14 protein-coding genes and 1 other RNA gene are annotated in these 16,315 nt (G+C 49.8%); 6 read left to right on the top strand and 9 right to left on the bottom strand.

The genetic code is table 11. From position 1 onward, the window contains the following. Positions 1–6 precede the first annotated feature (6 nt). The 8 genes from SK35_RS13900 to ydiK all read right to left on the bottom strand — a co-directional run bounded on the left by SK35_RS13900 (position 7) and on the right by ydiK (position 8,101). A complete protein-coding gene (locus tag SK35_RS13900) occupies positions 7–1,602 on the bottom strand; it encodes an acyl CoA:acetate/3-ketoacid CoA transferase (protein ID WP_048214317.1) in 1,596 nt (531 codons plus the stop codon). Positions 1,603–1,757: 155 nt separating this feature from the next. Beyond that, a complete protein-coding gene (aroD, locus tag SK35_RS13895; protein ID WP_048214316.1) occupies positions 1,758–2,516 on the bottom strand; it encodes a type I 3-dehydroquinate dehydratase in 759 nt (252 codons plus the stop codon). 36 nt (positions 2,517–2,552) lie between these two features. Next, entirely contained in the window at positions 2,553–3,419 is an 867-nt protein-coding gene (gene ydiB / locus SK35_RS13890) for a quinate/shikimate dehydrogenase (RefSeq protein WP_003836604.1), read from the bottom strand. Between the two features lie 21 nt (positions 3,420–3,440). Continuing rightward, a complete protein-coding gene (locus tag SK35_RS13885) occupies positions 3,441–4,676 on the bottom strand; it encodes an MFS transporter (protein WP_048214315.1) in 1,236 nt (411 codons plus the stop codon). Between the two features lie 240 nt (positions 4,677–4,916). After that, a complete protein-coding gene (locus SK35_RS13880; RefSeq protein WP_048214314.1) occupies positions 4,917–6,137 on the bottom strand; it encodes an MFS transporter in 1,221 nt (406 codons plus the stop codon). A gap of 48 nt (positions 6,138–6,185) precedes the next feature. Further along, positions 6,186–6,542 (bottom strand): YdiL family protein, encoded by a 357-nt coding sequence (locus SK35_RS13875; RefSeq protein ID WP_048214313.1) that lies wholly within the window; start codon positions 6,540–6,542, stop codon positions 6,186–6,188. A 157-nt stretch (positions 6,543–6,699) separates the two neighbouring features. Next, positions 6,700–6,807, bottom strand: an RNA gene (gene rprA, locus SK35_RS13870) — antisense sRNA RprA. 184 nt (positions 6,808–6,991) lie between these two features. Then, a complete protein-coding gene (ydiK, locus tag SK35_RS13865) occupies positions 6,992–8,101 on the bottom strand; it encodes an AI-2E family transporter YdiK (protein ID WP_003832632.1) in 1,110 nt (369 codons plus the stop codon). Between the two features lie 213 nt (positions 8,102–8,314). On the opposite strand from ydiK, the gene ydiJ reads away from it, so the two are divergent. From ydiJ to SK35_RS13850, 3 genes are all read left to right on the top strand, one after another. Then, positions 8,315–11,371 (top strand): D-2-hydroxyglutarate dehydrogenase YdiJ, encoded by a 3,057-nt coding sequence (gene ydiJ, locus SK35_RS13860; protein WP_048214312.1) that lies wholly within the window; start codon positions 8,315–8,317, stop codon positions 11,369–11,371. Continuing rightward, entirely contained in the window at positions 11,368–11,778 is a 411-nt protein-coding gene (gene menI / locus SK35_RS13855) for a 1,4-dihydroxy-2-naphthoyl-CoA hydrolase (RefSeq protein ID WP_008784603.1), read from the top strand. The genes ydiJ and menI overlap by 4 nt, the downstream gene beginning before the upstream one ends. Before the next feature lie 77 nt (positions 11,779–11,855). After that, the gene (locus tag SK35_RS13850) at positions 11,856–12,044 is read left to right on the top strand and encodes a YdiH family protein (protein ID WP_003030540.1); all 189 of its coding nucleotides are present in this window, start codon (positions 11,856–11,858) and stop codon (positions 12,042–12,044) included. Positions 12,045–12,111: 67 nt separating this feature from the next. Here SK35_RS13850 and SK35_RS13845 read toward each other — a convergent pair whose 3' ends face one another. Beyond that, entirely contained in the window at positions 12,112–12,963 is an 852-nt protein-coding gene (locus SK35_RS13845) for a Vmh family MBL fold metallo-hydrolase (protein WP_032943195.1), read from the bottom strand. Between the two features lie 121 nt (positions 12,964–13,084). On the opposite strand from SK35_RS13845, the gene SK35_RS13840 reads away from it, so the two are divergent. The 3 genes from SK35_RS13840 to sufB all read left to right on the top strand — a co-directional run bounded on the left by SK35_RS13840 (position 13,085) and on the right by sufB (position 16,313). Beyond that, positions 13,085–13,960 (top strand): LysR family transcriptional regulator, encoded by an 876-nt coding sequence (locus SK35_RS13840; RefSeq protein ID WP_048214311.1) that lies wholly within the window; start codon positions 13,085–13,087, stop codon positions 13,958–13,960. A gap of 488 nt (positions 13,961–14,448) precedes the next feature. Next, a complete protein-coding gene (sufA, locus tag SK35_RS13835; RefSeq protein WP_003832645.1) occupies positions 14,449–14,817 on the top strand; it encodes a Fe-S cluster assembly scaffold SufA in 369 nt (122 codons plus the stop codon). Between the two features lie 8 nt (positions 14,818–14,825). Next, positions 14,826–16,313, top strand: a complete 1,488-nt coding sequence (gene sufB, locus SK35_RS13830) for a Fe-S cluster assembly protein SufB (RefSeq protein WP_020996440.1) — start codon at positions 14,826–14,828, stop codon at positions 16,311–16,313. The last annotated feature ends 2 nt before the right edge of the window (positions 16,314–16,315 follow it).

Genomic DNA, 16,315 nt, shown 5'->3' with positions numbered 1-16,315 from the left:
CTCCTTTTAATTGGCGGCGTCGGGTAACACAAAACCCATCGAGGCATCGATAAATAATCTTTCGTCCATCAGCTTCAGATTTGGCGAAATGATTGGCGTGAAATCCATCTTGTCCAGGATGTCTTCCTGTAAAGAGACTCCCGGTGCAATTTCGATTAAATGAAGACCATCTGCTTTTAACGTAAATACAGCGCGCTCAGTGATGTAACGCACATCAAGTCCACGTTCGAGAGCAATTTTTCCACTGAAAGTCACTTCAGGTAATTCGTTGACGAATTTTTTCACCCGACCTTCCTGCACGATATTTAACTTGCCATCGGCAACTTCCGTTTTCAGACTTCCGGCAGTTAACGTGCCGCAGAAAATAATTTTTTTGGAGGTGGCGCTAATATCGATAAAACCGCCGGTACCCATGATCTTGCCATTGAATTTGTGTACGCCAACGTTGCCGTGGCGATCGACTTCGGCAAAACTTAAATAGCACACATCCAGCCCACCACCGTGATAGAAGTCAAACTGGGAGGTCATATCCAGAATGGCGCGGGTGTTGACGTTGGCGCCGAAAGCAATACCTTGAGAGGTGATGCCGCCAATCGGACCCGTTTCGACTGTCAGAATAAAATCATCAGCACAGCCTTCTTCGCGAGCGACGAGACCAATGCCATCGGCAATGCCTACGCCAACGTTGCCGACCGCACCTTTGCGCATTTCAAACAGGGCGCGTCTGGCCACCAGTTTACGCTGATTGAGCGGCAGGGCAGTCTGTTGGCTGTCATCGAGAACAAAATCGCCAGAGATAAAGCGGTTAACCGGAGCGCCACCATACAGTTGCGTTTGGTCGGGGTCGATGACCACAATATCGACCAGATAGCCGGGAATACGCACCGATTTCGGATGCAACGTGGCTTTCTTCACCATCTTTTGCACCTGCATCATAACGATGCCACCGTTATTGTGTACGGCCTGGGCAATCACCAGTGCATCAAGATACATCACTTCATCTTCAAAGGTGGCGTAGCCTTCACTGTCGCAAGTGGTGGCGCGAATAAAGGCGATGTTTGGCGCAATGGCTTTGTAATACAGGTACTCTTTGTTATCAATTTCCACCAATTTGATCAGATCTTCGGTGGTCACTTCATTCAGCTTACCGCCCTGTTGGCGAGGGTCAACAAATGTACCGATGCCGATATCACTAAGGATCCCTGGCTGGTGAGCCGCCGATGCACGCAGGGTTTGGGTTAATACGCCCTGAGGATAGTTATAGGCGGAAATTTTATTTTGTTCAGCCAGATCGGAGATTCGCGGTGATTGTCCCCAGTGGCCGCATAATGCCCATTTGACTAAACCTTCCTGTGCCAGTGGACTAATTCCCCGGTCGGCCCGGTCACCAAGACCTGTAGGACTAATCAACGCTAAATTTCGTGGTGACTGAGAATTTTTATATTTTTCAGCCAGTGCGTTAATTAATGTTGTTGCTTCGAGAATACCCCCGCCTGCACCTAATACACAAAGAGTTGCTTCATCAGGAATATAATTGACTGCATCTGCAGCGGATAATACGGGTACCCGACCATCTATACGATTTGGCCTTGAAAATTTCATGTGAACTCCAGATTATATGCGTGCGACTACCTGTCGCTATATTCGACAATAATATTGTGAGTTATATAATAACGCTTAATTACCGGCCAGATATCCGTGGTTAGACGAATATCTGGGGTAGGGCATTACTGATATTTATATGGATATATCTGTAATTAAGCCTGATGCAATATTGTCAATACAGTACGCAGGTCGGTGACCGAAATTTGTCCTGGTGCGGAGGCTTTTTTTACTGCCCCAAAGGTTGCCGCTGAACCGAAAACCTCACCAGACAGACGTGAAATCACCCCTGTTTTAGCCATCGACATGGTGATTATCGGGCGATCGGCATAGCGTTCTTGCATTTCCAGCGTGGCACTAAGCAGCGTCAGAACATCCGTTTTATTTTGCGGCATCAAGGCAATCTTCGGGATATCTGCACCAAGTTCCTGCATTTTACGCAGGCGCTGGACAATCTCTTCCGCGGCTGGTGTCTTATGAAAATCGTGATTAGACATAATCACAAAGACATTTTTCGCGTGCGCATGCTCGACGGTCGCTTTGACCAGTTCGTCACCGGTAAACAGTTCCAGATCGATCATATCCACCAGGCCGCTGTCTACCGCCGCGCGGTTAAGTGCAATATAGTGCTCGACAGACAGAGCCTGTTCACCGCCTTCTTTGGCGCTACGGAAGGTGAAAAGCAGTGGTTTGTCAGCCATCACATCGCGGATGGTGCGCGCAGCTTCCAACACAGCCTCAATGGAAGAGACATCAGTGAAATGGTCTACGCGCCATTCCAGAATGTCGAAATCCGCTTTGCGATAGGCCAGCGCTTCGCTTTTTACCGTTGCGATGTCTTTACCCATCAGCGAGACAATGATCTTCGGCGCACCCTCGCCAATAACGAGGTTTTTTACGGTTACGGTTTTCATTGATTACCCTTTAACTATTGTACAAATGCTTGCCTGTCAGGCGGCAAAACCCATAACCTGTTTCACATACTCCAGTGGGAAATCTTTCCCGGTCCAGAGCTTGAACTGTTCAGCCCCTTGCCACAACAACATGCCGTAACCATCAATTGTTTTGCAACCAGCACTTTGTGCCTGCTGCAATAATTTGGTCATATGCGGGTTGTAGACGCATTCGGTTACCAGCAGTTCCGGACGCAGCAGGGAAGCGTCGGTCACGAGAGATTCATTTTCCAGCGGCTTCATGCCGACTTTAGTGCCGTTGGTCAAAATATCTGCGCTGGCAAGTGCGTCAGCAAAAGCCTGGCGATCGGCGAGATCGATAACGGTGACCACGCAGTCGGTGTTTTCATTGACGCGTTTGGCAAACTCCTGCGCTTTGGCAAAAAACTCATCCTGGCGGTTAAAGAGTTTAATTTCTTTGATGCCTTCAATCGCTGCCTGTGCACCAATGGCCGTCGACGCACCGCCTGCGCCCAACAGTACCATGGTTTTACCTTTGATATCGAAACCACTTTCCTTAATTGCACGAATATGGCCCGTGCCATCGGTATTGTAACCACGCAGGTAACCATCATCATTGACGATAGTGTTAATTGCGCCGACCAGCTTGGCTGCAGGCGTTAATTCATCAACATACTCACATGCCAGCTGCTTGTTGGGCATTGAGACCCCGGTACCCCGCATCTTTAAGGCCTTCAGACCGGCAATGGCATTAGCAAACGTTGAGTTATCAACTTCAAATGCCATGTAAGTGAATGGCAATCCCGCTTTTTCTAATGCCTTATTTTGCATTTCAGGCGACAGACTGTGTCTGATAGGGTAGGCCATCAAACCAATCAGTTCATATTTTGCAGTTACGTCCATTTAATACTCCTTCTAAACAATTTATTGAAAATAACGCTCGCCCAACCGCACATCATTTTTGGGGATATCAAATACGCGGTAGTAACGAATAAAGACGATGATGGCGGTGATAAAAGCCAACAGAGCAAATGCAAGGTCCAGCAAAATAATGTATTGCAGACCAATGTTAGAGAGGTATCCGGTGATTAATGGGATAATAAAGTTGGCTACGCCACCCATCATCATATAAATACTGGTGACTTTGGCTTTGCTCTTGGGAAAGAACTCTGACATCACCGAGACACCGAGCTGTAAAATACCGCCAGCGGCAGAGAATCCAATGAGAAATGAACCGGCGTTACATACCAGCGGAGATGGGTATAAATAAATGACGGCTGCGGTGATGGTTGCCAGTCCGGCGTTAAATACGTTTGCCCAAATAGGTCGTACCCATTTTTTCAACAGTGCGGCAAAGATAAATACGCAGACCAACGAACCCATACTGTAGTAAGAGATTGTTTTCAGAGCGTCGGATTCTGCCATGCCAGCAAAGGCCATCGCATATTTCGGCATCCAGACCACGATGACGTAAAAAGTCGAAAAGGCAGCAACACCAAACATGACGGATGCCACACCTTCCAGCCAGACCAATGGTTTACTGTTCATCTGTGGCAGATCTTTCGCGATGCCGGCATCCACCATCTGGCTGGGGAAACGACTTTTTAGCAGCATCAGGGTAATGACTACAAACAACGCTCCCGGGATAATGACCGCATAACCGTACCAGATATGGTTGAGCAGCATGGTGCTGACGACGATGGGGTAGATCATCTGCCCAAACGAGACCATAGCTTTCACCAAGATAACGGCTGAGCCAGAGGCTTTAGGGAAGCATTCCATTAACGCCGGGTACCCACCGGTATCCAGTGCCGAGTTTGCCACGCCAACGCAAACGGCCAGAATAAAGGCAATCATCAGATTAGGACTGGCGGGAATACCGAAGAAGAACAGTATATAAAGAATAGCCCCTAACAGAATGATAGCCCGACGACCAAATTTATCTGAGAGCACGCCAAAGAATAAGATGCTCACTAGTCGCCCCAGACCAATGCCTGAAATTAAATAGGCAATTCCTGCATTGTCGGTGGAAAACTTTTCTGCAAGAGAGGTCATATTTTGCGCCAGTGTAATGACGCTAATGCCGTGTAGGAAATAACTTAAATAAATACAGGTTATCGCCAAAAGAAATGGCGTATTAAAGGTCTTGCTTTGAGACATTTTCACAACTCCTTGCGGATTTTAAAATTGTTCTGTGCTCGTCGATATTGTTTAAATTGCGGCGACCTTGTAATTAATATACCGGGCAGCAGCCACAGAGCCTACATAGCATGGCGTTTAAGTTACCAGGTATATTGCATAACACACTGTGAAATTGAACTCTGCCAGCCGGTGTTTTGTTGATGTTTTAAAACATATGCCAATTATTTTGCAGAAGGGGGGAACAATATTGCATCCACGCTATTCTACGGCTTGTATCATTTTTAGCTGATGCTTTGACGCGATGTAGCTGCGATAACCAATAAACAACGCCAACAGGAACCCAACAGCGGCTATACCAGTATCAAACCACATGATGTGAGCAATACTGGTTTCTGAGAGTTTTGCTGTTATCAATGGAATGGTGAAGGTCGCAATGCTGCCCGCGCTGTAGTAAATCCCGGTCGCTTTGCCCTTCGCATGCGGAAAGCGTGCGGCCATGAGCGTTAAACCGATTTGCACAACGCCCCCAGCGGAAGAAAAACCGATGACAAACGCAAAGATAATGACCACGTAGGGTGTCGGATGCAGACAAACCATCAACAGTGCGGCAAATGAGATAAACGTATACAGCATCAGCATCGATGTCGCGCGTTCTGCTTTTCGCGCCAGCGGGGCGGTGATCAGCACGCACAGTAGAGAGCCGCAGGTATAAATGCTTAACAGTTTGATAGATAACGTATAGGACATTCCTGCGACAAACTGTCCGTATTGCGCCAGCCACTGGCTTACCAGGTAAAATGTTGCCATTGCGATGTAGCCGTATAGGGTGTAACTGGCAAGGTCGAGCAGGGAGCAACGATGTTCAGGTTGTGCGGTTTCTCGTTCAGCAGGTTGTGACCGGATGACGGTATGAGGCCCGGGATGTGGCGGAAACCGACAGCGAAACAAAAACACGCCGTTGAGTATCATAACGGCAGCCGCCAGCAGGAAGGACCAGCCAAACCAAAGTTCGCTCCACACCAGCAGGCTGATGATCATCGGCAGCAGGAACTGACCGCTGGAGACGAAGGCTTTTATCAAAATATTGGCTGTGCTGGGGGAACGGGGGAATGCCTCCATCAGGCTGGGATAGGTTCCGGCATCGAGAAAACTGTTTGCCATTCCTGCTAAAAAACCAAAAGCATAGGCAAGAAAAATACTGTGAGTATTGATGATGCCAATAAAGAAAATCATGTAGCAGGTCATACCAAGGATAATAAATGGTCTGCGACCGTAGCGATCGGAAAGCATCCCTGCCACTAATAAAACGCTTAAGCGGCCGATACCGAGTGAGGAAATAACAATCGAGACGCCCGCAGCATTGGTTTGCCACTGTTGTTCCAGCGAAGACATATTGAGGCTCATCAGAATGACCCCCATGCCGTGCACCAGGTAATTTAGGTACAGCCCTATCGCAGTGGAGAAATAGGTGTTTTTCATAATGTGTTACTCAGCGAAGAGGCTAAATAGGTATGGCGTTGCAATCTCTTAACACATACGCTCGAGATCGTGAGCATAGAGTTCAACAGCAGCCGACTGATAGATTTTCCAGTCGAGAAAACCATCGTGGTGATAAACCGCCTGAAAAGCGTTCAGATCGGGGAAAAAACGCATGGTGTTATTACCGATACGATTATTTATTTTGTCGATAATTGCATTAATTCTTAACTTCCTCCTTGCTTTCATTTCTGAACAAATGTGGATGATGTCTTCTGGAATTTCTCTTTCACCCTTTTCCCATTGCTGCCAGGCGGCAACATTGTTATCGCGCGCGATATACCTGGCGCTTTCTTCCACCGTCATAGCAAAAATATGGCGGATCGCCTGTAGTTCTAATGCGTTCATTATTTGGTCACTTCATAAAAGACGGTGGAATAGTAATAACATTGCTGTGGATATTTCTGCTTGAAGAGAGTCACAGTATTTTGTGCAATATTATTTGTTCCTTGACGGGGAAGATAATGTGTTGGTGCGTTAAGGTTGGTGGAGTGGCGCGCGAAGGACAAAAAAAAGCCCAACGTGGGAGTTGGGCAAAGACTACACACAGCAATTCGTTGTTTCACTCAGGGGATTTCCATGCTTATAAATCAATGTGTTGATCTAAAGCCATGGGCTAATAGTAGGCATAGTGATTTTTTACGTCGATCAGATTCATCTCAATAGTTTAAAAACTGTAAAGAATTTGCGACACAAATGATTATTTTAAGAAAGACGAGATTGGGTCTAATCCCGTAAGAGGGAGGGATTGATTAGTATTGTTAAACAATCAGGCGGCGCTGCCGCCTGGTGTTGGATTACTTATTGCGTTCGATTTCAGCAATTTCTTCGAGGATTTCATCCGGATTGGTACCTGGCGCAGGGGCTTCGTTTACCCAGGCGGAGAACAGACGCCAGGAAACGGCCAGCACTACTGGACCGATAAACAGACCAATCATGCCGAAGGCAATCAGTCCGCCGATGACCCCGGAGAGAATCAGGATCAGTGGCAAATCGGCACCCATACGAATCAGCATTGGTCGAATTACGTTATCCAGCGTTCCGACTACGCCGCTCCAGACCAGCAGAACCGTGCCCCAGGTTGAATCACCCGTCCAGTACAGCCATATAATGGCCGGAATCAGCACCGGCAACGGCCCCAGTTGCACCAGACAAGACAGGATCATCAATACCGCCAGCAGCGTGGCGTAAGGCACGCCTGTTACCGCAAGACCAATTCCCCCGAGCACTGCCTGCACCAGAGCGGTGACCACAACGCCCAATGCGACGGCGCGAATGGCTTGCGCGGCCAGCAGAATGGCAGCATCGCCACGTTTTGAGGCAAGACGGCAAGCGAAGTGACGAATACCTAATGCGACCTGTTCACCGCGCCAGTACAACAGGGCGCTGAACAGCAGCATCAGACCACAGTGCATCATAAAGCGGCCGATATGCGCGGCCTGACCGACAAACCAGGTGGTGGTGGTACCGATATAAGGACGAACTTTGGCCATAATGGCCGAACCGCCCATATCCAGTAAACTGTGCCATGCGCCATACATCTTGGCACCCACCAGTGGAATGCTGTTCAACCATGCCAGATCCGGTAGTGTCATATCACCTGCGGTTACGGCATGGATCAGCGGCCCGCTGCCATCGACGATACTGTTAACCAGCAGCGCGATAGGGATGATGAACAACAGCACTAACAACAGTGTCATCACCAGTACGGCAAGTGAACGACGTCCCCAGAGCAATTTTTGTAAGCGTAGCAGGATAGGCCATGTCGCAATGACAATCGTGCCTGCCCAGGCAAAACCGAGGATAAAGGGCTGAACAATCCAGAGACAGGCCACAATCAGGATGGCTAAAAACAGCACCGATAGCAGCACTTGTGCAATATCCCTGGGCTGACGGAAATTTACCATAAATACTTTTCACCTTTGTCTTTGCGCCAGAACGTTGACGCGACGTGAACACGTTAATCACACTCTATAATGATGAGCAATTTCAGCGGTTTTGAACAGGCGGATTCTGCCTGTAAATCTGCTGAGCGTATTAGAAAAAAATGTGATACAACAAACAAAGCAACACGCAAACGATTAAATTCACAACACAGACCGCAGGAAAGGGTCACTATAATGATTCCACAAATTTCTCAGGCGCCAGGTGTCGTTCAGCTGGTGCTCAATTTTTTGCAGGCGCTGGAGCAGCAAGGATTCACGGGTGATACGGCAACGAGCTATGCCGATCGTCTGACAATGTCGACGGATAACAGTATTTATCAGCTGCTTCCTGATGCTGTCGTTTTCCCTCGTTCAACCGCAGATGTGGCGCTAATCGCCCGTCTGGCGGCAGAACCGCTATTCTCGTCGTTGATTTTTACCCCGCGCGGCGGCGGCACCGGGACCAACGGTCAGGCGCTGAACCAGGGCATTATTGTTGATATGTCCCGCTATATGAGCCGGATTATTGAAATCAACCCGCAAGAAGGTTGGGTGCGGGTAGAAGCCGGGGTGATAAAAGACCAGCTCAACCAGTTTCTGAAGCCATATGGCTATTTCTTTGCCCCGGAATTATCCACCAGTAACCGGGCAACGCTCGGCGGGATGATCAACACCGATGCGTCCGGGCAAGGATCGTTGGTTTACGGTAAAACTTCCGATCATGTGTTGGGCATCCGTGCGGTGCTGATGGGCGGTGATATTCTGGATACCCAGCCCATGCCGGTCGAGCTTGCCGAAATGCTGGGTAAAAGCAATACCACGATTGGCCGTATCTATAAGACCGTTTATGAGCGTTGTCGTGATAACCGACAGCTGATCATGGATAAATTCCCGAAACTTAATCGCTTCCTGACGGGTTACGATCTGCGGCACGTCTTTAACGATGAGATGACCGAATTTGATTTAACCCGCATTCTTACCGGCTCTGAAGGTACGCTGGCGTTTATCACCGAAGCCCGCCTTGATATCACGCCACTGCCCAAAGTCAGACAGTTGGTTAACGTTAAGTACGATTCGTTTGATTCGGCGTTGCGTAACGCGCCGGTGATGGTGGAAGCGCGCGCATTGTCGGTAGAAACCGTCGACTCCAAAGTACTCAATCTGGCGCGTGAAGACATCGTCTGGCACTCGGTAAGCGAACTGATTACCGATGTAGCGGATAAAGAGATGCTGGGCCTGAATATTGTCGAGTTTGCCGGTGACGATGAAACCTTGATTAATTCGCAGATCAGCGCACTCTGCGAACGCCTGGATGGGTTAATCGCTCGTCAGGAAGCGGGCGTTATTGGCTGGCAGCTATGTACTGAACTGGCGGGCGTCGAACGAATTTACGCCATGCGCAAAAAGGCTGTCGGTCTCCTGGGCAATGCAAAAGGTTCTGCGAAGCCAATTCCGTTCGCCGAGGATACCTGCGTTCCTCCGGAGCATCTGGCTGACTATATTGCCGAGTTTCGCGCGCTGCTCGACAGCCATGGTCTGAGTTACGGCATGTTCGGCCACGTGGATGCTGGCGTGCTGCACGTCAGGCCGGCTTTAGATATGTGCGACCCGCAGCAGGAAGTGCTGATGAAACGCATTTCTGATGATGTCGTCGCGCTGACGGCAAAATATGGCGGTTTGTTGTGGGGTGAGCACGGGAAAGGTTTTCGTGCGGAATACAGTCCGGCGTTTTTCGGTGATGAACTGTATCGTGAACTGCGCAAAGTGAAATCGGTGTTTGATCCGCAAAACCGGCTCAACCCCGGCAAAATCTGTCCACCGGAAGACGTTGATGCGCCGATGATGAAAGTGGACGCGGTGAAACGCGGAACGTATGACCGTCAAATCCCGCTGGCCGTACGCCAGGAGTGGCGTGGGGCAATGGAGTGTAATGGCAACGGGTTATGCTTTAACTTCGATGCGAAAAGCCCCATGTGTCCGTCGATGAAAATCAGCCTTAACCGTATCCATTCTCCGAAAGGGCGAGCTACGCTGGTACGTGAATGGCTGCGTCTGTTGGCCGATCGCGGGATCGATCCTGTGCAACTGGAAAAAGAACTACCGGAAAAACGCGCCAGTTTACGCACGCTGATTACCCGTACCCGCAACAGCTGGCATGCACGCAAGGGTGAATACGATTTCTCGCACGAAGTAAAAGAGGCGATGTCAGGTTGCCTGGCGTGTAAAGCCTGTTCCACACAGTGTCCGATTAAAATTGATGTGCCGGAGTTCCGCTCACGCTTCCTGCAACTGTACCACACGCGTTATCTGCGCCCGTTGCGCGATCATATGGTGGCGACCGTTGAGAGCTATGCACCGCTAATGGCGCGGGCGCCTAAAACGTTTAACTTCTTCATCAATCAGCCGCTGGTGCGAAATCTGGCTAAAAAGCACATTGGAATGGTTGATTTACCGCTATTGTCTGCGCCGTCGCTGCAACGCCAACTGGTGGGGCATCGTTCTGCCAACATGACGCTTGAACAGCTCGAATTACTCAGCCTCGAGCAAAAAGCCCGCACGGTGCTGGTGGTACAGGATCCGTTCACCAGCTATTACGATGCGCAGGTGGTGGCTGATTTTATACGTCTGGTAGAAAAACTGGGTATGCAGCCGGTACTGCTGCCGTTTTCGCCAAACGGCAAGGCGCAGCACATTAAAGGCTTTTTAAACCGTTTTGCCAAAACGGCGAAAAAGACATCCGAGTTTCTTAACCGGGTAGCGAAGCTGAATATTCCGATGGTGGGTGTTGATCCGGCGCTGGTGCTTTGTTATCGCGATGAATACAAGCTGGTGCTGGGAGAACAGCGGGGTGATTTCCATGTGCTGCTGGCCAACGAATGGTTATCTAAAGCTGTGGAAACACAGCAGTCAGTCGCTGTTGGCGGTGAACCGTGGTACTTCTTTGGCCACTGTACCGAAGTGACGGCTTTGCCGGGCGCGTCTGCACAGTGGGCGACTATTTTTGCTCGCTTTGGCGCAAAGTTGGAGAACGTCAGCGTGGGGTGCTGTGGTATGGCTGGCACTTACGGTCACGAAGTGAAGAATCACCAAAACTCATTGGGTATCTATGAGTTATCATGGCACCAGGCAATGCAACGATTGCCACGTAACCGTTGTCTGGCTACAGGGTACTCCTGTCGCAGCCAGGTTAAACGCGTTGAAGGTACGGGCGTTCGCCACCCATTACAGGCACTGCTGGAGATTATAGGATGATCTGGAAACGTGAAGTCACACTCGAGGCGCTCAATGCCATGGGTGAAGGAAATATGGTTGGGTTGCTCGATATTCGTTTTGTGCACATTGGCGACGATACGCTGGAAGCTACGATGCCGGTGGACCATCGCACCAAACAACCCTTTGGGTTGTTACACGGCGGCGCATCCGTGGTGCTGGCGGAAAGCATTGGTTCGGTAGCTGGCTACTTGTGTACTCAGGGTGAGCAGAAAGTGGTGGGCCTGGAGATCAACGCCAACCATATCCGTTCTGCACGGGAAGGGCTCGTCAGGGGCGTATGTCGCGCGTTACATACAGGTTCTCGTCACCAGGTGTGGCAAATAGAAATCTTCGATGAGCAGGGTCGATTGTGCTGCACGTCGCGTCTGACGACCGCAATTTTGTGATGCATATTGCTTTTGGTCATTATCTGCACAGGGAATGGTGTTATACTGTGCAGGTTTTGAACACAAGCGAGGATGATATGTCTACCCAATTAGACCCTGCCCAACTGGCAATAGAATTTTTACGTCGTGATAAAACCGATCTTTCACCGGCTCAGTACCTGAAAAGGCTGAAACAGCTTGAGCTGGAGTTTGCAGATCTGTTGGCGCTCTCTTCCACTGAACTGAAAGAAGAGATCTATTTTGCCTGGCGCATGGGCGTTCATTGATTCCGGTATGCTTATCGTAACGAAACCCCGACACGCGTTCGGGGTTATTTTTTGCTTTAAATCTTCATTACCACTTCATCTCGCCGCTGTTAACTTTTGCACTTAGTTCCAGCGAGCTTACGTCTGCAAGGCCTGGCCATGCTGCCGTCATGGTTTTAATCACATAACCCGATCCTTTTTTCGCCCCTAGCGCCTGCTCAAACGACTGCAAATAGTCCTGGGTGAAGCGAATAGCTTTATCACCGGTTGGGCGGTCGCCAATGTAATGACCCGGTACCACCTGAGTGGGCTGTAAGCTCTGCATTTCGCTCAGTACGCTACGCCATGCACTACGTTGTTGTTCAGACTGTGTATCCGCCGTCCAGACGTGAATACCTGAAGCCACGCCTGTGCCGCCAATAATGGCTCGATTCGCCGGGATCCAGATATACGCTGCATAATCGTTGGCGTGACGCAGTTCCAGCGTTTCGTCATCAACCGTGAACTGCGTTTGCGTAGTCGCCTGCGGAACGGTGAGCGATGTTGGTGCGCCGTCCTTCATTTGCGGGCCCCAGAACTGCAGCTTGGCCTCTTTGGTGGCGCGGATATGGTCTACCACCTGCGGCGTTGCCAGGACTTTTACCTGTGGGAAGGCCTCAACGATGGGCTGCAAACCAAAATAGAAATCCGGATCACCGGAGGTGATCACAATAGCCTTCAGCGTTTTACCGCTGGCTCGAATCATTTGCACCAGTTGTTCGCCATCTTTGGTACTGAACTGGGCGTCAAACAAAATCGCCTCTTTTGGGCCAGACACCAGCGTCGAAGAAACCGGGAAAATAGCCTTATCCTGTGGATTATAGACGTCCAGCTGTAGCGGCGCGGCGAAAGCTGAAGACGCAAACAGAGGTAACAGCAGAGCCAGAGTTTTAACTTTCATACCAGGTAACCTTGTGCAGGAAATTGTCTTTTGATAGTTCCCGTATTTTAAGGATATTCGGATCTGTTAGAATTCCCTCATTAGGACATGCTGAGTTTCATAAAACGATCGGATGGGAACAATGGACAGAGTGATGGCGGCAACGGTATTCAACCATATCTGTGATTTGGGTAGCCTGAGCGCAGCCGCGCGTGCGTTGGGGCTTTCCCGTCCGATGGTCAGTCGTTATCTCGACGAGATGGAAAAATGGGCAGGCGCAAGGCTTATCCATCGCTCATCGCGTCGCTTGACGATCACGCCAGCGGGTGAAGAGGCATTAGTGAAAACACGTTCTCTGGCGCAACTTTCGCTGGATATTGGTGCCGCCAGTGCCGCGCAAATTCCCTCCGGCACGCTACGTGTAGCCTGCGCCCATTTTACCGCGATGCATATTCTTGCTCCGGTTCTGCCGACGTTTATGGCGCAATATCCGCAATTACGTATTGAGGTGGAGATCAATAATCAACCGGTAAGCCTTGTGGGGGAACGCATCGATGTGGCGATCCGCATAACAGATAATCCAGAGCCAGGGACTATTGCCCGTCGGTTGGGCGACTGTAAATCGGTGCTTTGCGCGTCTGCAGATTATCTGCATCAACATGGCACACCTGAGACAATCGACGATCTCACACGGCACAATTGCCTGTACTACAGCGGTTTTGCCGGACAATCCTGGCACTTTTTGGATCCTCAGGGGCAGTCTGTCTCCGTTGCAATTAAAGGGAATTTGAGTGCAGGGATCTCTTCGCTGCTCTGCGAGTCGGCGGTGGCCGGAATGGGGATCGCGTTGGTGCCAGAGCTGGAGGCGCAGGAAGGGCTGGAGCAGGGAAAGCTAATTCGATTACTGCCAGAACTTCAACCTAAATGCCTGCCGATTTATGGTTTATACCTTTCACGTGAACATCAACCCGCAGGGCTACGCCTGCTGCTGGACACGCTCAGTGAGGCACAGCGTTAAATATGTGATTGAACGCGTTTATAAAATAGTCAAACCGCAATTAGTGTTAAAAAAAACTAATCGGTGTATGAGATTCTTCTTATCGCCCCTTCAAGAGCTAAGCCAATATGAGTGCCGGAGATAAGCGCCGGATGGGGCCGGAACCCTTAAGCCTGCCAGCAAGCAGACTTAAGGGTTTTTTGTTGTTTGTTTATTATTTGAATTGTTTTTCCCTACCTTCATCCCCACCTATCCTTTAAATAGACATTTTCTATACATCTTTTGTCATTTGACCTGACTGAACGATTGGATTTTCATAATCCATTATTAATCAATGCATTGAACAAAATAATCCATCCCTGTAAACCCTCGCTGCAGGGTCTATGCTTAGTAAAAGTAGTCAGAAAGGGCGATTAACCCGAATGCCCCTGCTGTTGAGGGGTTGAAGTGATAATCATTATCACTAACATGGTGTTATAGCTTAAAAGCTAGTGACTCGAGGTAACTCTATGGAATTGCATTCAGGAACATTTAACCCGGACGATTTTGCCTGGCGTGGGCTGACGTTAACGCCAGCGGCTGCGGCGCATATCCGTGAACTGGTGGCAAAGCAACCTGACATGTTGGGTGTGCGTCTAGGTGTGAAGCAAACAGGGTGCGCGGGATTCGGCTACGTGCTGGATACCGTCCGCCAACCCGAAAAAGACGATCTGCTGTTTGAAACGGAGGGCGCCAGACTTTATGTGCCGTTGCAGGCGATGCCGTTCATTGACGGTACAGAAGTCGATTTCGTTCGCGAAGGATTAAACCAGTTATTTAAATTTCATAACCCGAAAGCCCAGAACGAATGCGGCTGTGGCGAAAGTTTTGGGGTATAGGCGGTACTATGTCTCGTAATACTGAAGCAACTGACGATGTCAACACCTGGGCTGGCGGGCACCTTAATTACAAAGAGGGCTTCTTCACCCAACTGCAAACTGATGAGCTGGCAAAAGGGATCAATGAAGATGTCGTGCGCGCGATTTCGGCAAAACGAAATGAACCCGACTGGATGCTGGAATTTCGCCTGAATGCCTTTAAAGCGTGGCTGACCATGGAAGAACCACACTGGCTTAAAGCGCATTACGACAAACTGAATTATCAGGAGTATAGCTATTACTCCGCACCTTCCTGCGGTAACTGCGATGAAACCTGTGCGTCCGAACCGGGAGCGGTACAGCAAACGGGCGCGAATGCATTTTTAAGCAAAGAGGTTGAGGACGCATTCGAACAGCTTGGCGTGCCGGTACGTGAAGGCAAAGAAGTGGCGGTTGATGCTATTTTCGACTCGGTATCGGTAGCGACCACCTATCGCGACAAACTGGCGGAGCAGGGCATTATTTTCTGTTCGTTCGGTGAGGCCATTCACGATCATCCTGAGCTGGTAAAACAGTACCTGGGCACGGTTGTCCCCGGCAATGACAATTTCTTTGCCGCGCTGAATGCGGCGGTGGCATCTGACGGCACGTTTATTTATGTACCGAAAGGCGTACGTTGCCCAATGGAGCTGTCGACCTATTTCCGTATCAATGCGGAAAAAACCGGGCAGTTTGAACGCACCATTCTGGTTGCGGATGAGGGCAGCTACGTCAGCTATATCGAAGGCTGTTCAGCCCCGGTGCGCGACAGTTACCAACTACACGCGGCGGTGGTGGAAGTCATCATTCACAAAGATGCCGAAGTGAAATACTCCACGGTGCAAAACTGGTTTCCCGGCGATGGCAATACGGGCGGTATTTTGAATTTCGTCACCAAGCGCGCACTCTGCGAAGGCGAAAACAGCAAAATGTCGTGGACGCAGTCGGAAACCGGCTCGGCCATTACCTGGAAATACCCAAGCTGCATTTTGCGTGGCGACAACTCGATCGGCGAATTCTACTCCGTCGCGCTGACCAGTGGACATCAGCAGGCCGATACCGGCACCAAAATGATCCACATTGGCAAAAACACCAAATCGACCATTATCTCGAAAGGGATCTCCGCCGGACACAGCCAGAACAGTTATCGCGGCTTAGTGAAAATCATGCCGACCGCTACTAACGCCCGCAACTATACCCAATGCGACTCGATGTTGATCGGTGCGGATTGTGGGGCACACACCTTCCCGTATGTGGAGTGTCGTAACAATAGCGCCCAGCTTGAACATGAAGCCACCACGTCGCGTATTGGTGAAGACCAGTTGTTTTACTGCCTGCAGCGCGGCATCAGTGAAGAGGATGCCATTTCGATGATCGTGAATGGTTTCTGTAAAGACGTGTTCTCTGAACTGCCGCTGGAGTTTGCTGTGGAAGCGCAAAAACTTCTCGCCATAAGTCTTGAGCACAGCGTCGGTTAAAT

The organism is Citrobacter sp. MGH105, assembly GCF_001037485.2.
Classification (GTDB): domain Bacteria; phylum Pseudomonadota; class Gammaproteobacteria; order Enterobacterales; family Enterobacteriaceae; genus Citrobacter; species Citrobacter portucalensis.
Note: the sequence above shows the minus strand (reverse complement) of the source record. Positions and strands in the feature narration are given on the sequence as shown.